The following is a 16,871-nucleotide window of genomic DNA, read 5'->3' on the forward strand; positions in this document are numbered from 1 at the left end:
GCGAGTTTGCTTTTCTCCGGCTTCTTAGCGCTGTTTCCGCGGCGCGCTCACAATTTCCTTGACGAATCCGGCGGTTTGGAACAGCGTGATTTTTCAAAGATAACAAGACAGGCGGTTTTAGCATGCGCAAGATCATCATCGCGGGCAACTGGAAGATGAACAAGGACGCTTCCGAGACGGAGCAGTTCTGCCGGGAGTTGGGCAGATATTTGCAAGATCACGATCCGGAGGGGGTTTTGCCCCTGATCGCGCCGGTGTTCCCTTATCTGGCGCAGGCCCAGAACATCCTGCGGAACCTGCCGGTGGCCGTGGCCGCCCAGGATGTGAGCAGTCACGCGGAAGGCGCTTACACCGGAGAGGTATCCGCGGCGCAACTGCGCTCCCTGGGGCTCCGCCACTGCATCATCGGCCATTCCGAGCGCCGCCAGTACCATGGGGAAACGGACGCCCTGATCCGCGCCAAACTTCTGCGGCTGCGGGAAAACGGGATCCGACCGATCGTCTGCCTAGGTGAAACACTGGAGCAGCGCGAACAAGGCCTCACTGAGCAGGTGATCCTGAGACAGCTGGAAGGCTGTTTTGAACAGGTTGACATGCCCTCGGGAGAGGAAGCCGTGATCGCCTATGAACCCGTGTGGGCCATCGGCACAGGCAAAACCGCCAGCGCCGGCCAAGCCCAGGAAGTTCACGCCCTGATCCGCGCCTGGCTGCAAAAGCGCCATGGCCGGGAGACCGCGCAAAACATCCACATCCTTTACGGCGGCAGCGTTAAACCATCCAACCTCCGGGAACTGCTGCGGCAGGAAGACATCGACGGCGGCCTGATCGGCGGCGCGTCCTTGCAAAATGAGGCCTTCCACGCCATGATCGGCATCGCCGCGGAAGCAAGCAAAGGAAACTGAACATGCTGGACATCAAGTTTATCCGCGCCAATCCGGACCTGGTCCGGGACGCGATCCGCAATAAAAATGAAAAGGCCGATCTGGACGCCCTGCTGGAAGTTGATGAGCTGCGGCGCAAGCTGCAGTATGATTTCGACCAGCTCAAAGCCAGGCAAAACCAGGTTTCCCAGACCATCGCCCAAAACAAGAAAGCCGGGGAAGACGTATCTGAACTGCTGCAGGAGATGGGCGCGGTGGCGGAAGAGATCAAGACGATAAACAGCTCCCTGAACGAGGCCAACACCAGCATGGAAAACCAGCTGCTGCGCGTTCCCAATGTGCCGCATACCTCAGTACCGGTGGGATTTGACGAATCTGCCAATATAGTAATCCGCGAGTGGGGAAGCAAGCCCAGCTTTGATTTCGAGCCCCGTGACCATCTGGCGCTGGCTGAGCAGAACCAGCTTTTGGACCTGGCCCGGGGCGCCAAGCTAAGCGGCTCCGGCTTTCCGGTTTACACCGGCAGGGGCGCCGCGCTGGAACGGGCATTGATCAATTTCATGCTCGACCACCATATCCGTGAACACGGCTACTCCGAGGTGGCAGTGCCGGTATTGGTGAACCGCAAAACCATGACCGGAACAGGCCAGCTGCCCAAACTGGAGGAAGACATGTACCGGGTGGACCAGGATGACCTGTTTCTGATCCCCACGGCGGAAGTGCCGGTGACGAATCTGCACGCGGACGAGGTGCTCAGGCAGGACCAACTGCCTCTGAAATATGTATGTTACACACCCTGTTTCCGGCGCGAGGCCGGATCCTACGGCAAGGACACACGCGGCCTGCAGAGGCTGCATCAGTTCAACAAGGTGGAAATGGTGCGGCTGGTGGAACCGGCGAGTTCTTACGAGGCCCTGGAAGCAATGCTTCAGGACGCTGAGCACATCCTGCAGGCACTGGGCCTGCATTACCGCGTGGTGCAGCTCTGCACCGGCGATCTGAGCTTCGCCTCCGCCAAGACCTATGACCTTGAGGTCTGGGCACCTGGCGTGGGCAAATATCTGGAAGTTTCCTCGGTGAGCAATTTCGAGGATTTCCAGGCCCGCCGCGCTAATATCCGCTACCGGGACAAAGACGGCAAACCGCGCTTTCTGCATACCCTGAACGGATCGGGGCTGGCCACGCCGCGGCTGTTCATCGCGCTGCTGGAAAGCTATCAGAATGCCGCAGGCGGACTGGACCTGCCCGCTCCCCTGGCGGGATATCTGGCCCAGAACGGCGGCGCAAGATGACGCAAAGGTTGGTGTGAACGAGGATGGAAGCCATGGATAAAAAAGAATTCGACTTCTTTGAACTGCTGAGGATTGTGCTCAAAAACCGCAAGTTCATCATCATCTTTGTGGCGGTGGTGAGCCTCGGGGCGGTGATCTACAGTTTGCTTACACCGCAGATTTGGGAATCCAGCGCCAGTTTTTACGTGGTGGGAGACCAAGCCAGCGCCCTGCCCATAAACATCGAAGGCCTGAGCGGGATCACCTCCCAATTGCTGGGTGGCGACAACGCCCAAAACGCCATCAATTCGGTTACCGCGATGAGTTCCAGAGGCTTTTCCGAAGACGTGATCCGCCACTTCCGCCTGATCCAGTATTACAAGATCACGGAAAGCGACTCACTGATGGCCATGGACAAGGCGCTCAAACGCCTGCGCAAAAAGACCGTGAGCATCGACTACAGCACCGATACGGGGCTGGTGAGCGTTAGCGCTGAAACCAAGCGCAAAAAGCTCTCGCGTGACATGGTGGACTACTACCTGCAGAAACTGGAGACCTACAACCGGGAGCAGAAACTCACCAAGGGCAAGATGAACCGCGAATTTTTGGAGGGACGGGTTCGCGCCACGGAGGCTGAGATAGACTCATTGCTTTACGCGGTGAAAGATTTTCAAACCCGGCACAACGCCATTGACATCGAGACCCAGACAGAATCGCTGATCTCATCCTATTCAGACGTGATCGCCACCAAGATGCAGACGGACATCGAACTGGAACTGGCGCGGAAAAACTACGCGCCGGACTCACCGGTGGTGGCCGAGCTAAAATCCCGCAGCGATGCTTTGGGCCGGCAGATCCGAGAACTGGAAGCCGGAGGCGGAGCTCTTAAACCACGCTACCTGATCGACATTGCCAGCCTGCCGGACCTTGGCACCCAATTTGCCCAGCTGAAGATGAACCTGGAGATCCAGTCCAAGGTCTTCGAATTTCTTTATCCGCAGTTCGAGGCGGCCCGGCTGGAAGAGCTGCGCGACATGCCCACCCTGGACATTCTGGACACTCCGCGCGAAGCTGGCATGCGGGTACGGCCAAAGCGGGCCATGCTTTGCCTGATCGCCTTCGCGCTGGCTTTGGTGGCAGCGGTGATCATCGCGCTGATCAAAAACGCCTTTGAGCTGAACAAAGACCGTTTCCGGGAGATCAAAAAAGAGCTCTGACAAGGCTTTGACCATGATCCTGAAGCGTCTGGCCCCCAGTCTTGCCTATCTTGGCACCGCTGCTTTGGTGCTGGCGGCCGCGGCGGCGGCGCAGGGCATGGAGCTGCCGCAGTTTGGTTTCATAGGCGCCATCCTGGCCGCCTGGCTGCTCACGGTGCTGTTGTTTGGGATAAGCATCCGCAACAGCCTGCTGTTTTCCACCATGTTTTTCATTAAACCCCTGCCCACCGCTTTCGTTTGCGTGCTGTTCATCCTGCTGCTCACACTGCTGCTGGAATTCCAGCGTGGCAGGCTGAAACAATTCATCCTCCCCCATCCGGTGATGCTGGGGGTGCTGATCGCCACTTCGGTGTACGGGATCACCAGGGCCCGTGGAGACTGGGACTCCCATCTCTATTTTCTGGCCACAGCTGTGGTGCCCGCGATAGTTTTCCTGATATCAGCCAACAGCTCCATCCGAAAGACGGATATCGTACTGTGGCTGAAGGCCATAGTGCTGATCGGAACCTTCCTGGCGGTGGTGGGAGTGGTGATGGCCCTGCTCAATCCAAGCGAGCGATACGGTTCGCTTTGGATCACGGCCATGACCATCAACGGTTTTTATACCCTCGCCTTCTTTTTCGGCATCGCCCTGGGAGTGAGGTCCGCACATACATCTGAGCGCTATCTGTGGTACGGGTGCGCGCTGCTGGTGCTGCTGGGCATGCTCTATACCTACACGCGCATCACCCTGGTGGCGGTGTTCGCCGGGATCTTCCTGCTGATGCCGAAGATGAAGCGGATGCGGCTGCTGGGCATGGGCCTGCTGCTGCTGGTGCCGCTGATCATACCGTCATCGATGGTGAGCCGTATCGAACTGGGCCTCACTTTCGACTATTCGATCTTCATCCGCTTTCTGGCCTGGTATTATTCCCTGCGTCAAATCGCCAGCCATCCCTGGTTCGGGATCGGCATCGATGTCTGGAAGGACTGGTACGCTGGTGCCGTGCCGCTGGACATGCTTTACGCCGAGCATTCACACAACCTGCCGCTCAAGATCTGGCTGGAACTGGGCGTATTCGGCTTCATAAGCTACTTTTACCTGATCGCTGCGGTTTTGCGCAGCTACTACCTGAGGGTGGTGAAGCCGGACGCCGGCAACTTCCACCGGGTGGCGCTGATCGGGATCGTGGCGCTGCTGATCTCCTGCCTCACCGACATCTTCATCCAGCAGTACCCGGTCGCGCTGGCCTTTTGGGCAACCCTGGGGCTGATGTATGCGCTTTCCCGCCCTTCTGCGGCAAATGAGGAACAATGAAAGAATTTCAACATCTAGTGGACATCATCGCGCAGCTGCGGGAACCAGTCTCCGGTTGCCCCTGGGATATCAAACAAACATCCCAAAGCCTGGTGCCAAACTTCATCGAGGAACTTTATGAAGCCGTGGAGGCCATCGAAGATGGAGACCACGCGGGTCTGATGGAGGAACTGGGCGACCTGATGCTGCACATAGTTTTCCAAGCCCAGATCGCGTCCGAAGAACGGCGGTTCGACATCGCCGACGTGCTCCGCGCCATCGCGGACAAGCTGGTGCGGCGGCATCCGCATGTGTTTGGCCAATTGGAAGTGAACGACGCCGATACGGTGAAAATGAACTGGGAACGGCTGAAAAAAGCGGAAAAGAAAGACCGCAAAAGCGTTTTGGAGGGAATCCCGAGAGCGCTTCCCGCCCTCATTCACGCCCAGCGCACCCAGGAAAAGGCCGCTTCGGTGGGCTTCGACTGGCCGGATCTGGAACCCGTGATGGCCAAGCTTGACGAAGAGCGCCTGGAACTGGATGAAGCCCTCGCCAGTGAGGATTACCTGCTTATCAAGGAAGAACTGGGCGACATGCTGTTCACACTGGTGAACCTGGCCCGCAAGCTACACATCGATGCTGAAGGCGCTCTGAAGGAAACTTCCCGTAAATTCCACAAACGCTTCAGCTACATTGAAGAACACTACCGGCAAAATGGGGATGACATCCATGAAGCAAGCCTTGAAGAACTCGACGCCGTCTGGGATCTCGCGAAAGAAGACAGATAATTTCAAAGCCCTGCGCCTCTACCTGATCCTGGGCCTGCTGCTGATCTTCACAGCTTTTGCGGTCTATGCCCAGGTCCTGATCCAAAACGCCAAACGCGAGCAGGAATACGTGCCCCGAATTTTTGCCCAATACATAGCCTACACGGACGGCTATCTGCGGCAATCCGAAAAGTACGCCCAGATGCTGGCGGAGATCACCTCCAAACGCTTTGAATTGATACAGGAAGATGATTTCCAAGAAGCCATCAGCGACTACATGTTCCTGGACTTCCCCGGCAAAAATCCCATTCCCGTGATCATCACCGACTCCGACACCATACCCCAGTTTTGGAATCAGGTGCGGGTGCCCTCTGACATTAGCTACGATGACCTTTCCGAGGCGGACAGGCTGCTGCTGCGGCAGGAAATGGAACGCATGAACCGCAGCGACCTGAAGGCAGGCGACAGCGTAATCAACTATGTCTATATCGCGCGACCGGTATCCCTGCAGGATTTCATCAAGGGGATCGACTACTCGGTGGTGGTAACCGACCGCGCCAAAAAACCACTCTACTGGCGCAATGTGGAAATCACTGAAGATCAAAGCTGGGAACAGACGCCGGCGGAGGCCAGGAAACTACTGCGGGAAAAGATGTCCGGGATGAGCGAAGTGCCGCTCGCCCAAGCCTCAGAACAACTGGGTTACATCTACTTCACCGCGCCAAAATCGCTGGCCCGCATCGGCTCGCTGGTGCTTCTGGAACTGCTTCTGCTATTGCTGATACTGGCCTTCGGGGCCTACGGACTGATCCTGCTGCACCGCACCGAAAAAGATACCCTCTGGATCGGACTGGCCAAGGAAACTTCACACCAGTTCGCCACTCCGATCACCTCGCTGCTGGGCTGGCTGGATCGCCTGCGCGACACTCCGCCCGGCGCCATGGCGCAGGAAGATTATGACAAGGTGCTGGACCAGATGACCACGGACCTCAATCTGCTGAGCTACAATGCCAACCGCTTCGGCAAAGTGGGCTCTCAGACAAAGCTGAAGCCAGTGGAACTTCACACCTTGCTGGAAGAGAGCACATCCTATTTTCAGGCCCGCATGCCCCATCTGGCCTCCCGCATCGACATCCACCTGATCTCCAAGATCCAGGGAGTGCAGGTGATGCTGGATAAAGACCTGTTCAAATGGGCCATGGAGAATCTGATCAAAAACTGCGTGGACGCCATGTCCCAGAAGGGCGGGAACATCTTCGTGACAGCCACCCAGAACAAACAGCACGTCTATGTTCACGTTCGCGACGAGGGCAAGGGTATCGCGCACTCCCAGTGGAAAAAGATTTTCGAGCCGGGCGTGACCACCAAGACCCGCGGCTGGGGCCTGGGGCTCAGCCTGGCCAAACGCATCATCGAAGAATATCACCACGGCCACATCCGCGTGCTGGAAAGCACTCTGGGTGAAGGCACCACCTTCGAGATCAAACTCGGAAAAGAACTGCACAAATAGGAGCCCATCATGCGTCTGCTGCTAAGTTCCGCCCAGATGAAAAATCTGGATGCCCGCACCATCAAAGATTTTGGCCTTCCCGCCCGGGTGCTGATGGAAACCGCCGGCAAAGCCTGCGCCGAGATCATCCTCCACCACTATCCGAGCCAGCTGGACGGCCCTGTCTGCGTGCTCTGCGGCAGTGGCAACAACGGCGGCGACGGAGCCGTGATCGCCCGCTGGCTGTTCAACTGGGGCTGCGAGGTAAACATCCTCCGGGTGGGCAAAGGCAGCCCCAGTCCGGAAACCACCGCCAATCTGGAGCTCTGCCGCAAGCTCGGCGTGCCCATTATCGAAATCAGTGCTTCCAAAGATCTGTCCCTGGCCAAGAGTTTTCTGGAGAGCTCTTCCCTGGTGATCGACGCTATCTTTGGCATCGGTTTCAAGGGAGAGCTGAAGCCCTGGCTGGATGAGCTTTTTGGGCTAATCAACTCCTACGCGGCTTTCACAGTCTCAGTGGACGTACCCTCCGGCCTGGACGCGGATACCGGCTTCGGTCTCAACCCCGTCTATGCCGAAGCCACCATCGCCATCGAAAGCATGAAGACCGGCCACATTACCGGAATCGGCAGAGAGGCCTGCGGCGAGGTCCACCTGGTGGATATCGGCATCCCGGCCCATTTTTATGAGAACCTGGACGCGGCCATGCTTTTTGAAGAAGCTGATTTCCGGCCTCCCCTGAGGCTGCCGGACAGACATAAAAACGACTATGGCAAGGTTTATGTTTTTGGGGGCATACCGGGCTTCACCGGTGCTTCCGTGATGGCCGCCCAGGCCTCTCTGCGCGCTGGCTGTGGCTATGCCTGCGTGTTGCACCGGAAAGAACTGGTGGCCGTTTATGCCCTCAAGCTCACGGAAGCCCTGTCCCGTGCCATTCCAGAAAACACAAAAAGCGGCCAACCCGACGCCAAGGCACTGCTGCGGCTTCTGGGCGACGCTTCCGCCGTGCTGATCGGCCCCGGACTGGGCCGTGACGATTTTGCCCTCCAGTTGCTGGAGATCGTGCTGAAGAATCTGGAAGTTCCCCTGGTGGTTGATGCGGACGCGCTTACCCTGATCTCGGAACATCCTCCGCTGCAACAATATCTGGCCAAACCAAACGTGCTGCTGACGCCGCATTGGGGTGAATTCGCCCGGCTGGCCAAAATTGACAAAGCTGAATTGGAAAGAGACTGCCTGGGCACCCTGCGGAATTTTGTGATAGAGCATTCCGCCCGCGTGTTGCTGAAAAGCCATTACAGCATCTATCAAGACGCGGAGCTTTCCCTGGTGAACATCTCCGGCAACGACGGCCTGGCCACCGGCGGCAGTGGTGACGTTCTGGCCGGCATCATCTGCTCGTTCATGGCCCAAAATGAAAGCATCCCCGCCGCCGCCATCAAAGCTTCCTTTCTGCTGGGCAAAACCGCCGAAACCCTGGCCAAAACTCGCGGTACGGCCTCCATTCTGCCCACCGACATCATTGCCAATCTGTTCCTGGAACAAAAAGAGGAAAAATGACCCGCATATCTTTGTTGCCCCTGCTTTTGGGCTTGTTGCTCACAGCCCAGGCCTGCACCGGTAAAATCGATCAAAAAACACAAGGAGACACCTTGAAAACATTAGCTGAAATCAACACCCCCATCTTTTGGGCGGAAGGCCATCCCGGCAAACTGGACAGGGAAAACTGGGTGATCACGGTCACCGGGGCCTGTGATAAACCGCGCTCCTTCACCTGGGAAGAGCTGAACGCCCTGCCCCAAACAGAAGTTGACGGCCGGCTCACCAGTGTCACCCGCTGGTCCTCGCGAGGCCTTTGGAAAGGCGTCGCGCTCTCCACCCTGCTGGACGAGGTGGAAGCCAAACCAAGCTGCAAGTTCGTCCGCTTTTGGTCGGTGGGCGAAATATACGACACCTCCATCCCCGTCGACGTCGCCCGCATGGAAAAATCTCTGCTCGCCCACACCTTCAACCGTCAGTATCTGGATGAGGATTACGGCGGCCCCGTGCGCGCCTTCATCCCTTACCTCTGGGGCTACAAATCCGCCAAATCGGTGGTGAAAGTGGAGCTGATGGAGTATTACGTGCCCGGATTCTGGGAACAGCGCGGTTACACCGATAGCGCCGAGATCGAGGCCGGACCCTGCCGTGACATGAATGACGGCGGGGCGATCAAGCAGATCCCCGGTCCCGGTGAAGTCAAGTTCTGACCCTTCCCACTGTTTTGCCCGCCTCCTCGCGGATCGCGCTTGACGTCGGGAGTAGTTTGCCTTAAATTATCTACAGAAAAAAGATTTAACCCCCAAGGGAGTGTTACCATGCCAAAATACAGATACGAACGAATCGCCTTGCGGTTGCTGCTCACGTTGGCTCTCGTCTCGATCCTGGGACTGCTTGCCGCCCAGGGCAACACGGACGAATATGATCTGGTGAAAACCTTTGTGCTGCCCAAAACAGCCGTGCCCGTAAGCGAACTAACCCTGTCCAATGAGTCCTGGTCCAGGGATGGAGAGCTTTTCACCGGCATCGCCTTTGAACGCTTCGAAAACGGAAACCTCTCCCGTGTGCTCAGCCTCTTCCGCGGGCTGCAGCAGGGTCCCATGTATCTCTGGTATCCGGATGGCGCTCCGCAGATGAGTGCCACCTACCGCCAGGGCCGCCTCAACGGACGTTTTCTGGGCTGGTATCGCAACGGCGGTGTGATCTACGACATGGCCATCAATCAAAGCGGCTACGCCGGAGATTACCTCAGCCGGGAAGGCGGCCAGGAAGGCGAAGACATCTACGAGCCGGAAGGTGACGCCAACGAACCCCGGGACGGGGATTGATTTCCGGGGCGCCTGAGCCTGGCAGTGAGACGTGGCGGGACTCGAGCAGTTCTTTGGTTCGGACTGGCTGGACAGCGAACTTGAACATGTTTGGCAGAAAAAAAGATTGACGCGGTTTTTGGCCTGGAAAAAGGTGGTTTTCGCGTGCGGGTGAGTCCGGCGTGGCTTGGAAACCAGATCACATGGCCCCGGCCAAGATCACAGGCAAATGTGAGTTCTGTTTTTTATTTTTCCGTACCCAAACATCTCTGTGCGTCCAAAGCTTTGGCTTGGGGCGAAGACCAAATCCGGCAGCAAGAGAAAGCTACAAAGATCTCCGGCCATTAAGCCGGGCAAGGATAGACACATGAGCAAAAGCAGTGCGAAAAACGTGCATTCGTTCCGCGATCTGAAAGCGGCAGGCACAAAGATCACGATGGTTACGGCCTACGATTATGCGATGGCGCGGTGCGTGGCCGCCAGTGAGATCGACCTCATTCTGGTTGGCGACAGCCTGGGCATGGTGGTCCTGGGCTATGAAAACACGCTTAAGGTGACCCTGCACGACATGATCAGCCACACCGCGGCCGTGCGCCGGGGCGCGCCCCAATCCTTCGTGATCGCGGACCTTCCTTACATGAGCTATCATCTGGGACGGGACGACACCAAGGCCAACGCCGCCGCCCTGATCATCGAGGGCGGTGCCGATGCCGTTAAGCTGGAGGGCGGTTCGGGAGAGCGTTTGGAAGCCATCTCTGCCATCCTTGAATGCGAGATCCCCGTTTGCGCCCACATCGGCCTCACCCCCCAAAGTGTGCGCCGTTTCGGTGGTTTCAGGGTACAGGGCAAATCCCCAGAAGCCCACGAAACCTTGCTGCGTCAGGCTTTGGCCCTGGAAAAGGCCGGTGTCTTCATGCTGGTGCTGGAAGGCATCCCGGAAGGCCTGGGCAAAGAAATTTCCCAAAGCGTCACCATCCCCACCATCGGCATCGGCGCGGGACGCCACACCGACGGCCAGGTGCTGGTCTATCACGATCTGCTGGGCCATTCGGACCTGCTGCCCAAATTCGTGCGTTCCTACGCCACTCTGAACGCGGACATCACCGCCGCCCTGAACAGATATTGCGCCGAAGTGCGCGAAGGCGCTTTCCCCGGCCACGAAAACGTTTACCACCCCATCCCAGAAACAGAAGGATAGATATAAATGACTGCAAAATATGAGCATATGGAAACCATGACCCCGGACGAAAAATTCTCCGCCGTGGCCAACCTCAAGGAAAAGCTGGAGGAAAACTTTGTCAGCCTCGGACAGTTGCTTTCGGAGATCAAGCGCAGCAAGATCTTCCGCGTGAAGGGCTACGAATCCTTCAAAGACTTTGTGGAGGCCGAATACAGCCTCAGCGGCTCCCTGGCCGGCAAACTGGTGGCGGTGTTTGACGTCTTCATCGAAGAGATGGACGTGGATGAAGGCACCGTGCGCGACATCGGTTTCGACCGCCTCCAGATGATCCAGCCCCTGGTGCGCAAGGCCGACTGGGCCCAGCGCGACGAGTGGGTGCAAAAAGCTGAGGAAATGCCCACCAAGGACCTGCGCGATCACATCAAAGAGCTCAAAAAGGAAGAAAAGGAACAAGAACTTGATCTCAAAAAAGTGTTCATCGACCAGTATCTGGAACGGATGACCGGCATCCTCAACTGTTCCAGGACCGAACTTAACTACAAACTGGCCCTGTATTTCCAGGACGCCGACCCCGAAGGGATCAAATCCTTGGTCCGCGAACGCCAGCGCAACTTCGAAAATGAACTCAACAAGGAGGAATCCTCATGAAACGCGCCAAACAAATGAAAATTCTCTGGGTGGACGACGAGATAGATCTGCTGCAGTCTTTCGTGCTCTTTCTGGAAGAACGCAATTACCTGGTGGACACCTGCAACAACGGAAACGACGCCATCGACAAGGTGCTTGAAAATAAATACGATCTGGTGATCCTGGATGAAATGATGCCCGGCCTGGACGGCCTCACCACCCTGCAGGAGATCAAACGCATCAATCCCTCCCTGCCCATCGTGATGGTAACCAAGAGCGAGGAAGAAGGCCTGATGGACAAAGCCATCGCCTCTCAGATCGCCGATTATCTGATCAAACCCATCAACCCCAACCAGATCATCATGGCCATCAAGAAGATCTTCCAGGCCGATGAGATCCGCGCCAACCAGATCGGCGAACAGTACACCCGCTACATCACCCAACTGAACCAGCGCCTCTTCGACAACCCCGGCTGGGAAGACTGGGCCAACATCTACCGCGAAATGGCCTACTGGGAGATCCAGATCGACGAAGTGAACGACGAAGGTCTCCGCCAGACCCACTTCCTGGAAAAACGCAACTGCAACACCGAGTTCACCAACTACGTGGAACGCAACTACCGCGACTGGCTGCACACGGACGACCGCCCCAACCTCTCTTTCGACATCGTTTCGCAGTACATCGCGCCCCACTTCGAAGCCCGCGTGCCCATCTACTTCATCATCATCGACTGCATGCGCCTGGACCAGTATCTGGCCATCCAGCCCTACATCAAGGAACTCTTCGACGAAGAGCTCGACCTCTATTACTCCATCCTGCCCACCGCCACGCCCTACAGCCGCAACTCCATCTTCAGCGGGCTGCTGCCGCAGGATATCGCCAAGCGCTTCCCCGAATACTGGGTGAGCAGCGGAGAACTGGACAACTCGCGCAACCGCAATGAACACCAGCTCCTTGATGAGCACATCACCGAGCTGGGCTACAACCTTGATCCCACTTCCAAATACGTGAAGATCTTCAACATGGAGGAAGGCAACTTCGTGCTGCGCAAGATAGACACCTGGAACAAGGAAAACCTGATCGTGCTGGTTTACAATTTCCTCGATCTGCTGGCCCACCACCGCTCCCGCGACCAGATCCTGCAGGAAACCATCCCCCACGAGGAGGGCCTGCGCGCCTTCACCAAACACTGGTTCCTGCATTCCTCGCTCTACGAAGCCCTGAAACTGATCGCCAAACAGGACGCCATCTGCGTGATCAGCACAGACCACGGCTCCATCAAGGTGAACCGCGCCACCCAGGTGATCGGCGACCGCGATACCTCCATCACCGTGCGCTACAAAGAAGGAAAGAACCTCAGCGCCAACGACCGCCACGCCATCTTTGTGAAAAAGCCCTCTGAGTACGGGCTGCCCATCAAGAGCATTGTGGACAACTTCATCTTCGCCAAGGACGATTATTACTTCGTCTATCCCAATTCCTACCACCAGTATCAGAGGCAGTACAACGGCACCTTCCAGCACGGAGGCGTTTCCATGGAGGAAATGATACTGCCGGTGGCCACCTGCCGGAGCAAACGCCTCAAAATATAGTTGACAAACACGAAAATGGAGATTATCCTGTCTTCAGGATTGCTTCAGACAATGTCCCAAAAGTTACTGGCTCGTTGGCCAGTTGTTTTGGGGCATTTTTTTGTAACATAAGCTTCAGCTTGTTGGGTGCCCGAAATTCATTTCGAGGCACAAAGGATAGAAAGGATGGATATGCATTACCACAAACGCCGTTTGCCCCACATCTATATCCAGCACCAATCCATCTTTTTTACCTGGCGTTTGAATTTCTCTCTGCCGCATTCCCTCCTTCTGGAATATGATCAACTCCGGGTCAGATATTCAACGGAAACCAAAGGTCTGAGCAATGAATACCGCAAAATGCAAGAATATCTCAATCACAAGCGAATCTTTGGTTGGCTGGATGCGCAGTACGGAAAACTCAACCTGCCGGATTTTCACCTGATTTCACCGTCGATCGCGCAGATACTTATGGACAAAATTCTTGAGCATCAGGACAATGCCTACCATGTACAAGCTTTCTGCATAATGCCTAATCACGTTCATGTACTTATGATACCCTTCTGTGATTCGGCCAACTTCACAGATTCCGTTTCCGACATCGTCAAAAAATGGAAAGGGGCCAGCGCCAGAGAGATAAACCTGTTCTTGGGCCGGTCCGGACAACTTTGGGTGCGCGAAACCTACGATCACATCGTTAGGAATGAAGCTGAACAGAACCGCATATTGGATTATATCATCCAAAATCCGGTTAAGGCAGGGCTGGTGGAAAATTGGAAAGAATGGAAACATACTTGGCTGGATGAAGAACTGTCAAAATGCCTGGAAGAAGTTTGATGTTAAATTATGTGTTGGCGCGAGAATGAATTCGGCGCCTCCAACAAGCTAAAGCTTATGGTACATCTCAAATATTGGAGCCAACAGTGACCAAACCCAAAATCATGCAGTTGAACACAGAACAGGACACCCGGGACCTGGCGGTCTTCATCGCCCCGCTGCTGCGGCCCGGCGACGTGATCTGCCTCTGGGGCGATCTTGGTTCCGGCAAGACCTTTTTCACCCGCGCCCTCGCCGCCGCGCTGGGAATCACCGAACTGGTTGACAGTCCGTCTTTTGTACTGCTCAAGGAATACACCGGCGGTAAATTCCCGCTCTTCCACCTCGACCTTTACCGGCTGAAAAATGCAGCCGATTTCCTCGATCTGGGCATCACCGACCTCATCGATTCCGGCGTCACCCTGATCGAATGGCCGGAACTGGCGGCGCAATACCTTCCCCAGAGAATTCTGAACCTTTCCCTGCGCTTCAGCTACCAAGGCCGGCAAAGATCTGTGGAAATAGTTGCCAAGGACCGCTTTTCTGTTTATTTTGTCTGAAAACACCATCTACTGGAGGCTCTGATGAGTTTCAATCCTTTGTGGATAGCTCTTGTCGCCATTGTTGTGATGGCCGTTTGGGAAGCCACGGGCAAAGACAAATCACCACTGCGGGGCTGGCTGATCGCCGGCATCTGTTTCGTTTTGGGGCTGGCCGTCTTCGGGTATTTTCACATGGAAAGCCGGCTGGAAAACGACACCCTGCACGTGGTGGGCTACGCCAGCAAAACCTTTGAAAGCGACCTCGTGAAGTGGACCCTCTCCATGCAGAAAAACACCGGCGTGGACGGTCTGATGGAATCCTATACCAGCCTCAACCGTGATGTGACGGATTTCAAGGCCCTGCTGCTCTCCAAAGGCCTCACCGCCAAGGACATCAACATCCAGCCGCCAACCAGCACCCCGCACTACGACGACTACGGCAACATGACCGGCTACAGCGTGGACCAGATGCTCTACGTGCTCAGCAACGACGTGGCCAAGGTGGAAGAGATCGCCCTCGATCCCCAGTTCTTCGCGGAACGCTCCATCGTGCTGCAGCAATCCAACCTCGAATACCTCTATTCCAAGCTGCCCGAACTCAAGAAAGAGATGATCGGCGCTGCCACAGCCGACGCCATGGACCGCGCCAAAGAGATCGTGGGCGCCACCAAAGCCCGTCTGGGCAAGCTCAGCAGTGCCCGCAGCGGCGTATTTCAGATCACCGAGCCCTATTCCACCGAAGTTTCCGACTACGGCTACTACAACACCAACACCCGCGCCAAAAGCATTTCCGTCACGGTGACCACGGACTTCAGATTATAGGCCGAAACCTTCCGGGCATCAACTAAACTCACCCCAGGGAGGTGAAAATGATACGTCTGCCCCTATGTTATGTTGTCCTTGTATCTTTTTGTGTCTTGTGCGCTGTCCTGCCTGTGTCTGTTTTCGCCCAGGAAAACTTCAACCTGAGCCTGGTCAGCAGTACCTTTACCAGATGGTCTACCGTTGACGACATCGCCCTGGACGGAAATTACGCTTTTGTGAGCACCCGGGACACCGGCCTCCAAATCCTGGATGTTTCGGACAGCGCTGACCCTGTGGTGGTGAATTCCTTCGAGATCGATGGCGGCGTGATCGTCAAGTCACTCGTGCGGGACGGCATTCTCTATGCCCTGGGCTGGCAATCATCCCCGGATTCGGGCTCAACTGTGGAAACTTATACCCTGAACATTATCTCGGTTTCCGATCCTCAAAACCCGTATCTCTTGGGCACCTATCATCATCAGTGGCGACCCCTCTGGTTCATGGCTCTCTCCGGCGATTACGCCTATCTGGCAGGATATGAGAATTATTTTCTGGTTGTGGACATCTCCGATCCGGCACAGCCGCAACTGGTTACGACGGTTTCAACCGGATACCACAACTTGCGGGGCCTTGCCATGGACGGCGGGCTCCTGTTCTTTCTCACCTTTGAAACACGAACCCTCCAGATCTATGATATCTCTGATCCCGCTTCACCTCAGCCGCTGGGAAGCTTCACCACCCATTTCACTCCGGAATGCCTGGCGGTGGCTGGTGGATATGCCTATATCGGCACCCCCTCCAGCGTGTTTATCATCGACGTTTCCGTGCCGGTGATGCCAATTCCCGTCGGTTACCTGCAGAGCACCACCATCAGGAGGATCGCGGCTCTTGACGGCTTCGCCCTGCTCACTTCGCTCTACGAGGTCCTGCTCCTCGATGTGAGCGACCCGCAGCAGCCATTTATCAGCCACACTTATACCCACCCCACGCAAATAAAAACTTCCGCCGTTTCCGGAAACCGGCTCTATCTGGGAAATTTGAATTTGCCCGACAACACCATTGGGGATATGAGCATCCTGGAAATCTCGCTCCCGGAAGGTTTATCGACTCTTGGACATTATAAAAGACTGCCCAGGACCATCGATGTGGCAAATTCGGGTGATATCGTTTTCCTGGCTGCCGAGGCGACTTCCCTGATAGCGGTCGACGCGACTGAACCGGAGCATCCCCAAACGCTCTGCGAACTTCCGCTGGAGGTCAGCGAGGGGCCTTCATTTGTTGAAGGATCATTGCTTTACATTGTTGCCCCGCAAAACGAGATTAATATCATCGACATTTCCGATCCCTCGGAACTAAGCCTGCTCGGTTCGATAATCTGCCCGGCGGATGTCAGTTGCCTGGTGGTTCAGGGAAATTCGCTCTATGCTGGCCTGCCCTACCCGCACGGCATCAAGATCTAAAGACCTTTGCGTAATACCAAAGAGTCCAGCTTTCCAGGATCTACTTTGTAGTTATCCACAATTTTTTCAAATATTCTCAACATGAACCCTGAAAAAGCTCAGTTATCCACACATTTTGCGCTTT

At 56.0% G+C, this 16,871-nt stretch carries 16 protein-coding genes; all 16 read left to right on the top strand.

Annotation, left to right across the window (positions count from 1 at the left end; translation table 11 throughout):
* The first annotated feature begins 122 nt into the window (after window positions 1-122).
* A complete protein-coding gene (gene tpiA, locus LHW45_08405; GenBank protein ID MCB5285593.1) occupies window positions 123-902 on the top strand; it encodes a triose-phosphate isomerase in 780 nt (259 codons plus the stop codon).
* Window positions 903-904: 2 nt separating this feature from the next.
* Entirely contained in the window at window positions 905-2,173 is a 1,269-nt protein-coding gene (gene serS / locus LHW45_08410) for a serine--tRNA ligase (GenBank protein MCB5285594.1), read from the top strand.
* A 32-nt stretch (window positions 2,174-2,205) separates the two neighbouring features.
* Entirely contained in the window at window positions 2,206-3,369 is a 1,164-nt protein-coding gene (locus LHW45_08415) for a hypothetical protein (GenBank protein ID MCB5285595.1), read from the top strand.
* Window positions 3,370-3,382: 13 nt separating this feature from the next.
* Complete coding sequence (locus tag LHW45_08420) at window positions 3,383-4,666, top strand: O-antigen ligase family protein (protein MCB5285596.1); 1,284 nt, start codon at window positions 3,383-3,385, stop codon at window positions 4,664-4,666.
* Window positions 4,663-5,433: a nucleoside triphosphate pyrophosphohydrolase gene (mazG, locus tag LHW45_08425; GenBank protein ID MCB5285597.1), complete on the top strand. Its 771-nt coding sequence runs from the start codon at window positions 4,663-4,665 to the stop codon at window positions 5,431-5,433. The genes LHW45_08420 and mazG overlap by 4 nt, the downstream gene beginning before the upstream one ends.
* Window positions 5,375-6,922, top strand: coding sequence for a HAMP domain-containing histidine kinase (locus LHW45_08430; protein MCB5285598.1), 1,548 nt, complete (start codon window positions 5,375-5,377; stop codon window positions 6,920-6,922). Before mazG ends, LHW45_08430 begins: the two co-directional genes overlap by 59 nt.
* A gap of 9 nt (window positions 6,923-6,931) precedes the next feature.
* On the top strand, window positions 6,932-8,461 hold the full coding sequence (locus tag LHW45_08435) for an NAD(P)H-hydrate dehydratase (GenBank protein ID MCB5285599.1): 1,530 nt from the start codon (window positions 6,932-6,934) through the stop codon (window positions 8,459-8,461).
* 92 nt (window positions 8,462-8,553) lie between these two features.
* Window positions 8,554-9,150 (top strand): molybdopterin-dependent oxidoreductase, encoded by a 597-nt coding sequence (locus LHW45_08440; protein MCB5285600.1) that lies wholly within the window; start codon window positions 8,554-8,556, stop codon window positions 9,148-9,150.
* 108 nt (window positions 9,151-9,258) lie between these two features.
* A complete protein-coding gene (locus tag LHW45_08445) occupies window positions 9,259-9,768 on the top strand; it encodes a hypothetical protein (GenBank protein MCB5285601.1) in 510 nt (169 codons plus the stop codon).
* 346 nt (window positions 9,769-10,114) lie between these two features.
* Window positions 10,115-10,945, top strand: a complete 831-nt coding sequence (gene panB, locus LHW45_08450) for a 3-methyl-2-oxobutanoate hydroxymethyltransferase (protein ID MCB5285602.1) — start codon at window positions 10,115-10,117, stop codon at window positions 10,943-10,945.
* Window positions 10,946-10,951: 6 nt separating this feature from the next.
* Complete coding sequence (locus tag LHW45_08455) at window positions 10,952-11,575, top strand: hypothetical protein (GenBank protein ID MCB5285603.1); 624 nt, start codon at window positions 10,952-10,954, stop codon at window positions 11,573-11,575.
* The gene (locus LHW45_08460; GenBank protein MCB5285604.1) at window positions 11,572-13,146 is read left to right on the top strand and encodes a response regulator; all 1,575 of its coding nucleotides are present in this window, start codon (window positions 11,572-11,574) and stop codon (window positions 13,144-13,146) included. The genes LHW45_08455 and LHW45_08460 overlap by 4 nt, the downstream gene beginning before the upstream one ends.
* 165 nt (window positions 13,147-13,311) lie before the next feature.
* Window positions 13,312-13,962, top strand: coding sequence for a transposase (locus LHW45_08465; GenBank protein MCB5285605.1), 651 nt, complete (start codon window positions 13,312-13,314; stop codon window positions 13,960-13,962).
* Between the two features lie 86 nt (window positions 13,963-14,048).
* On the top strand, window positions 14,049-14,501 hold the full coding sequence (tsaE, locus tag LHW45_08470; GenBank protein MCB5285606.1) for a tRNA (adenosine(37)-N6)-threonylcarbamoyltransferase complex ATPase subunit type 1 TsaE: 453 nt from the start codon (window positions 14,049-14,051) through the stop codon (window positions 14,499-14,501).
* Between the two features lie 24 nt (window positions 14,502-14,525).
* Complete coding sequence (locus LHW45_08475; GenBank protein MCB5285607.1) at window positions 14,526-15,305, top strand: SIMPL domain-containing protein; 780 nt, start codon at window positions 14,526-14,528, stop codon at window positions 15,303-15,305.
* Between the two features lie 113 nt (window positions 15,306-15,418).
* Window positions 15,419-16,747, top strand: a complete 1,329-nt coding sequence (locus LHW45_08480) for a hypothetical protein (GenBank protein MCB5285608.1) — start codon at window positions 15,419-15,421, stop codon at window positions 16,745-16,747.
* The last annotated feature ends 124 nt before the right edge of the window (window positions 16,748-16,871 follow it).

Source organism: Candidatus Cloacimonadota bacterium, from assembly GCA_020532085.1.
Lineage (GTDB): Bacteria > Cloacimonadota > Cloacimonadia > Cloacimonadales > Cloacimonadaceae > Syntrophosphaera.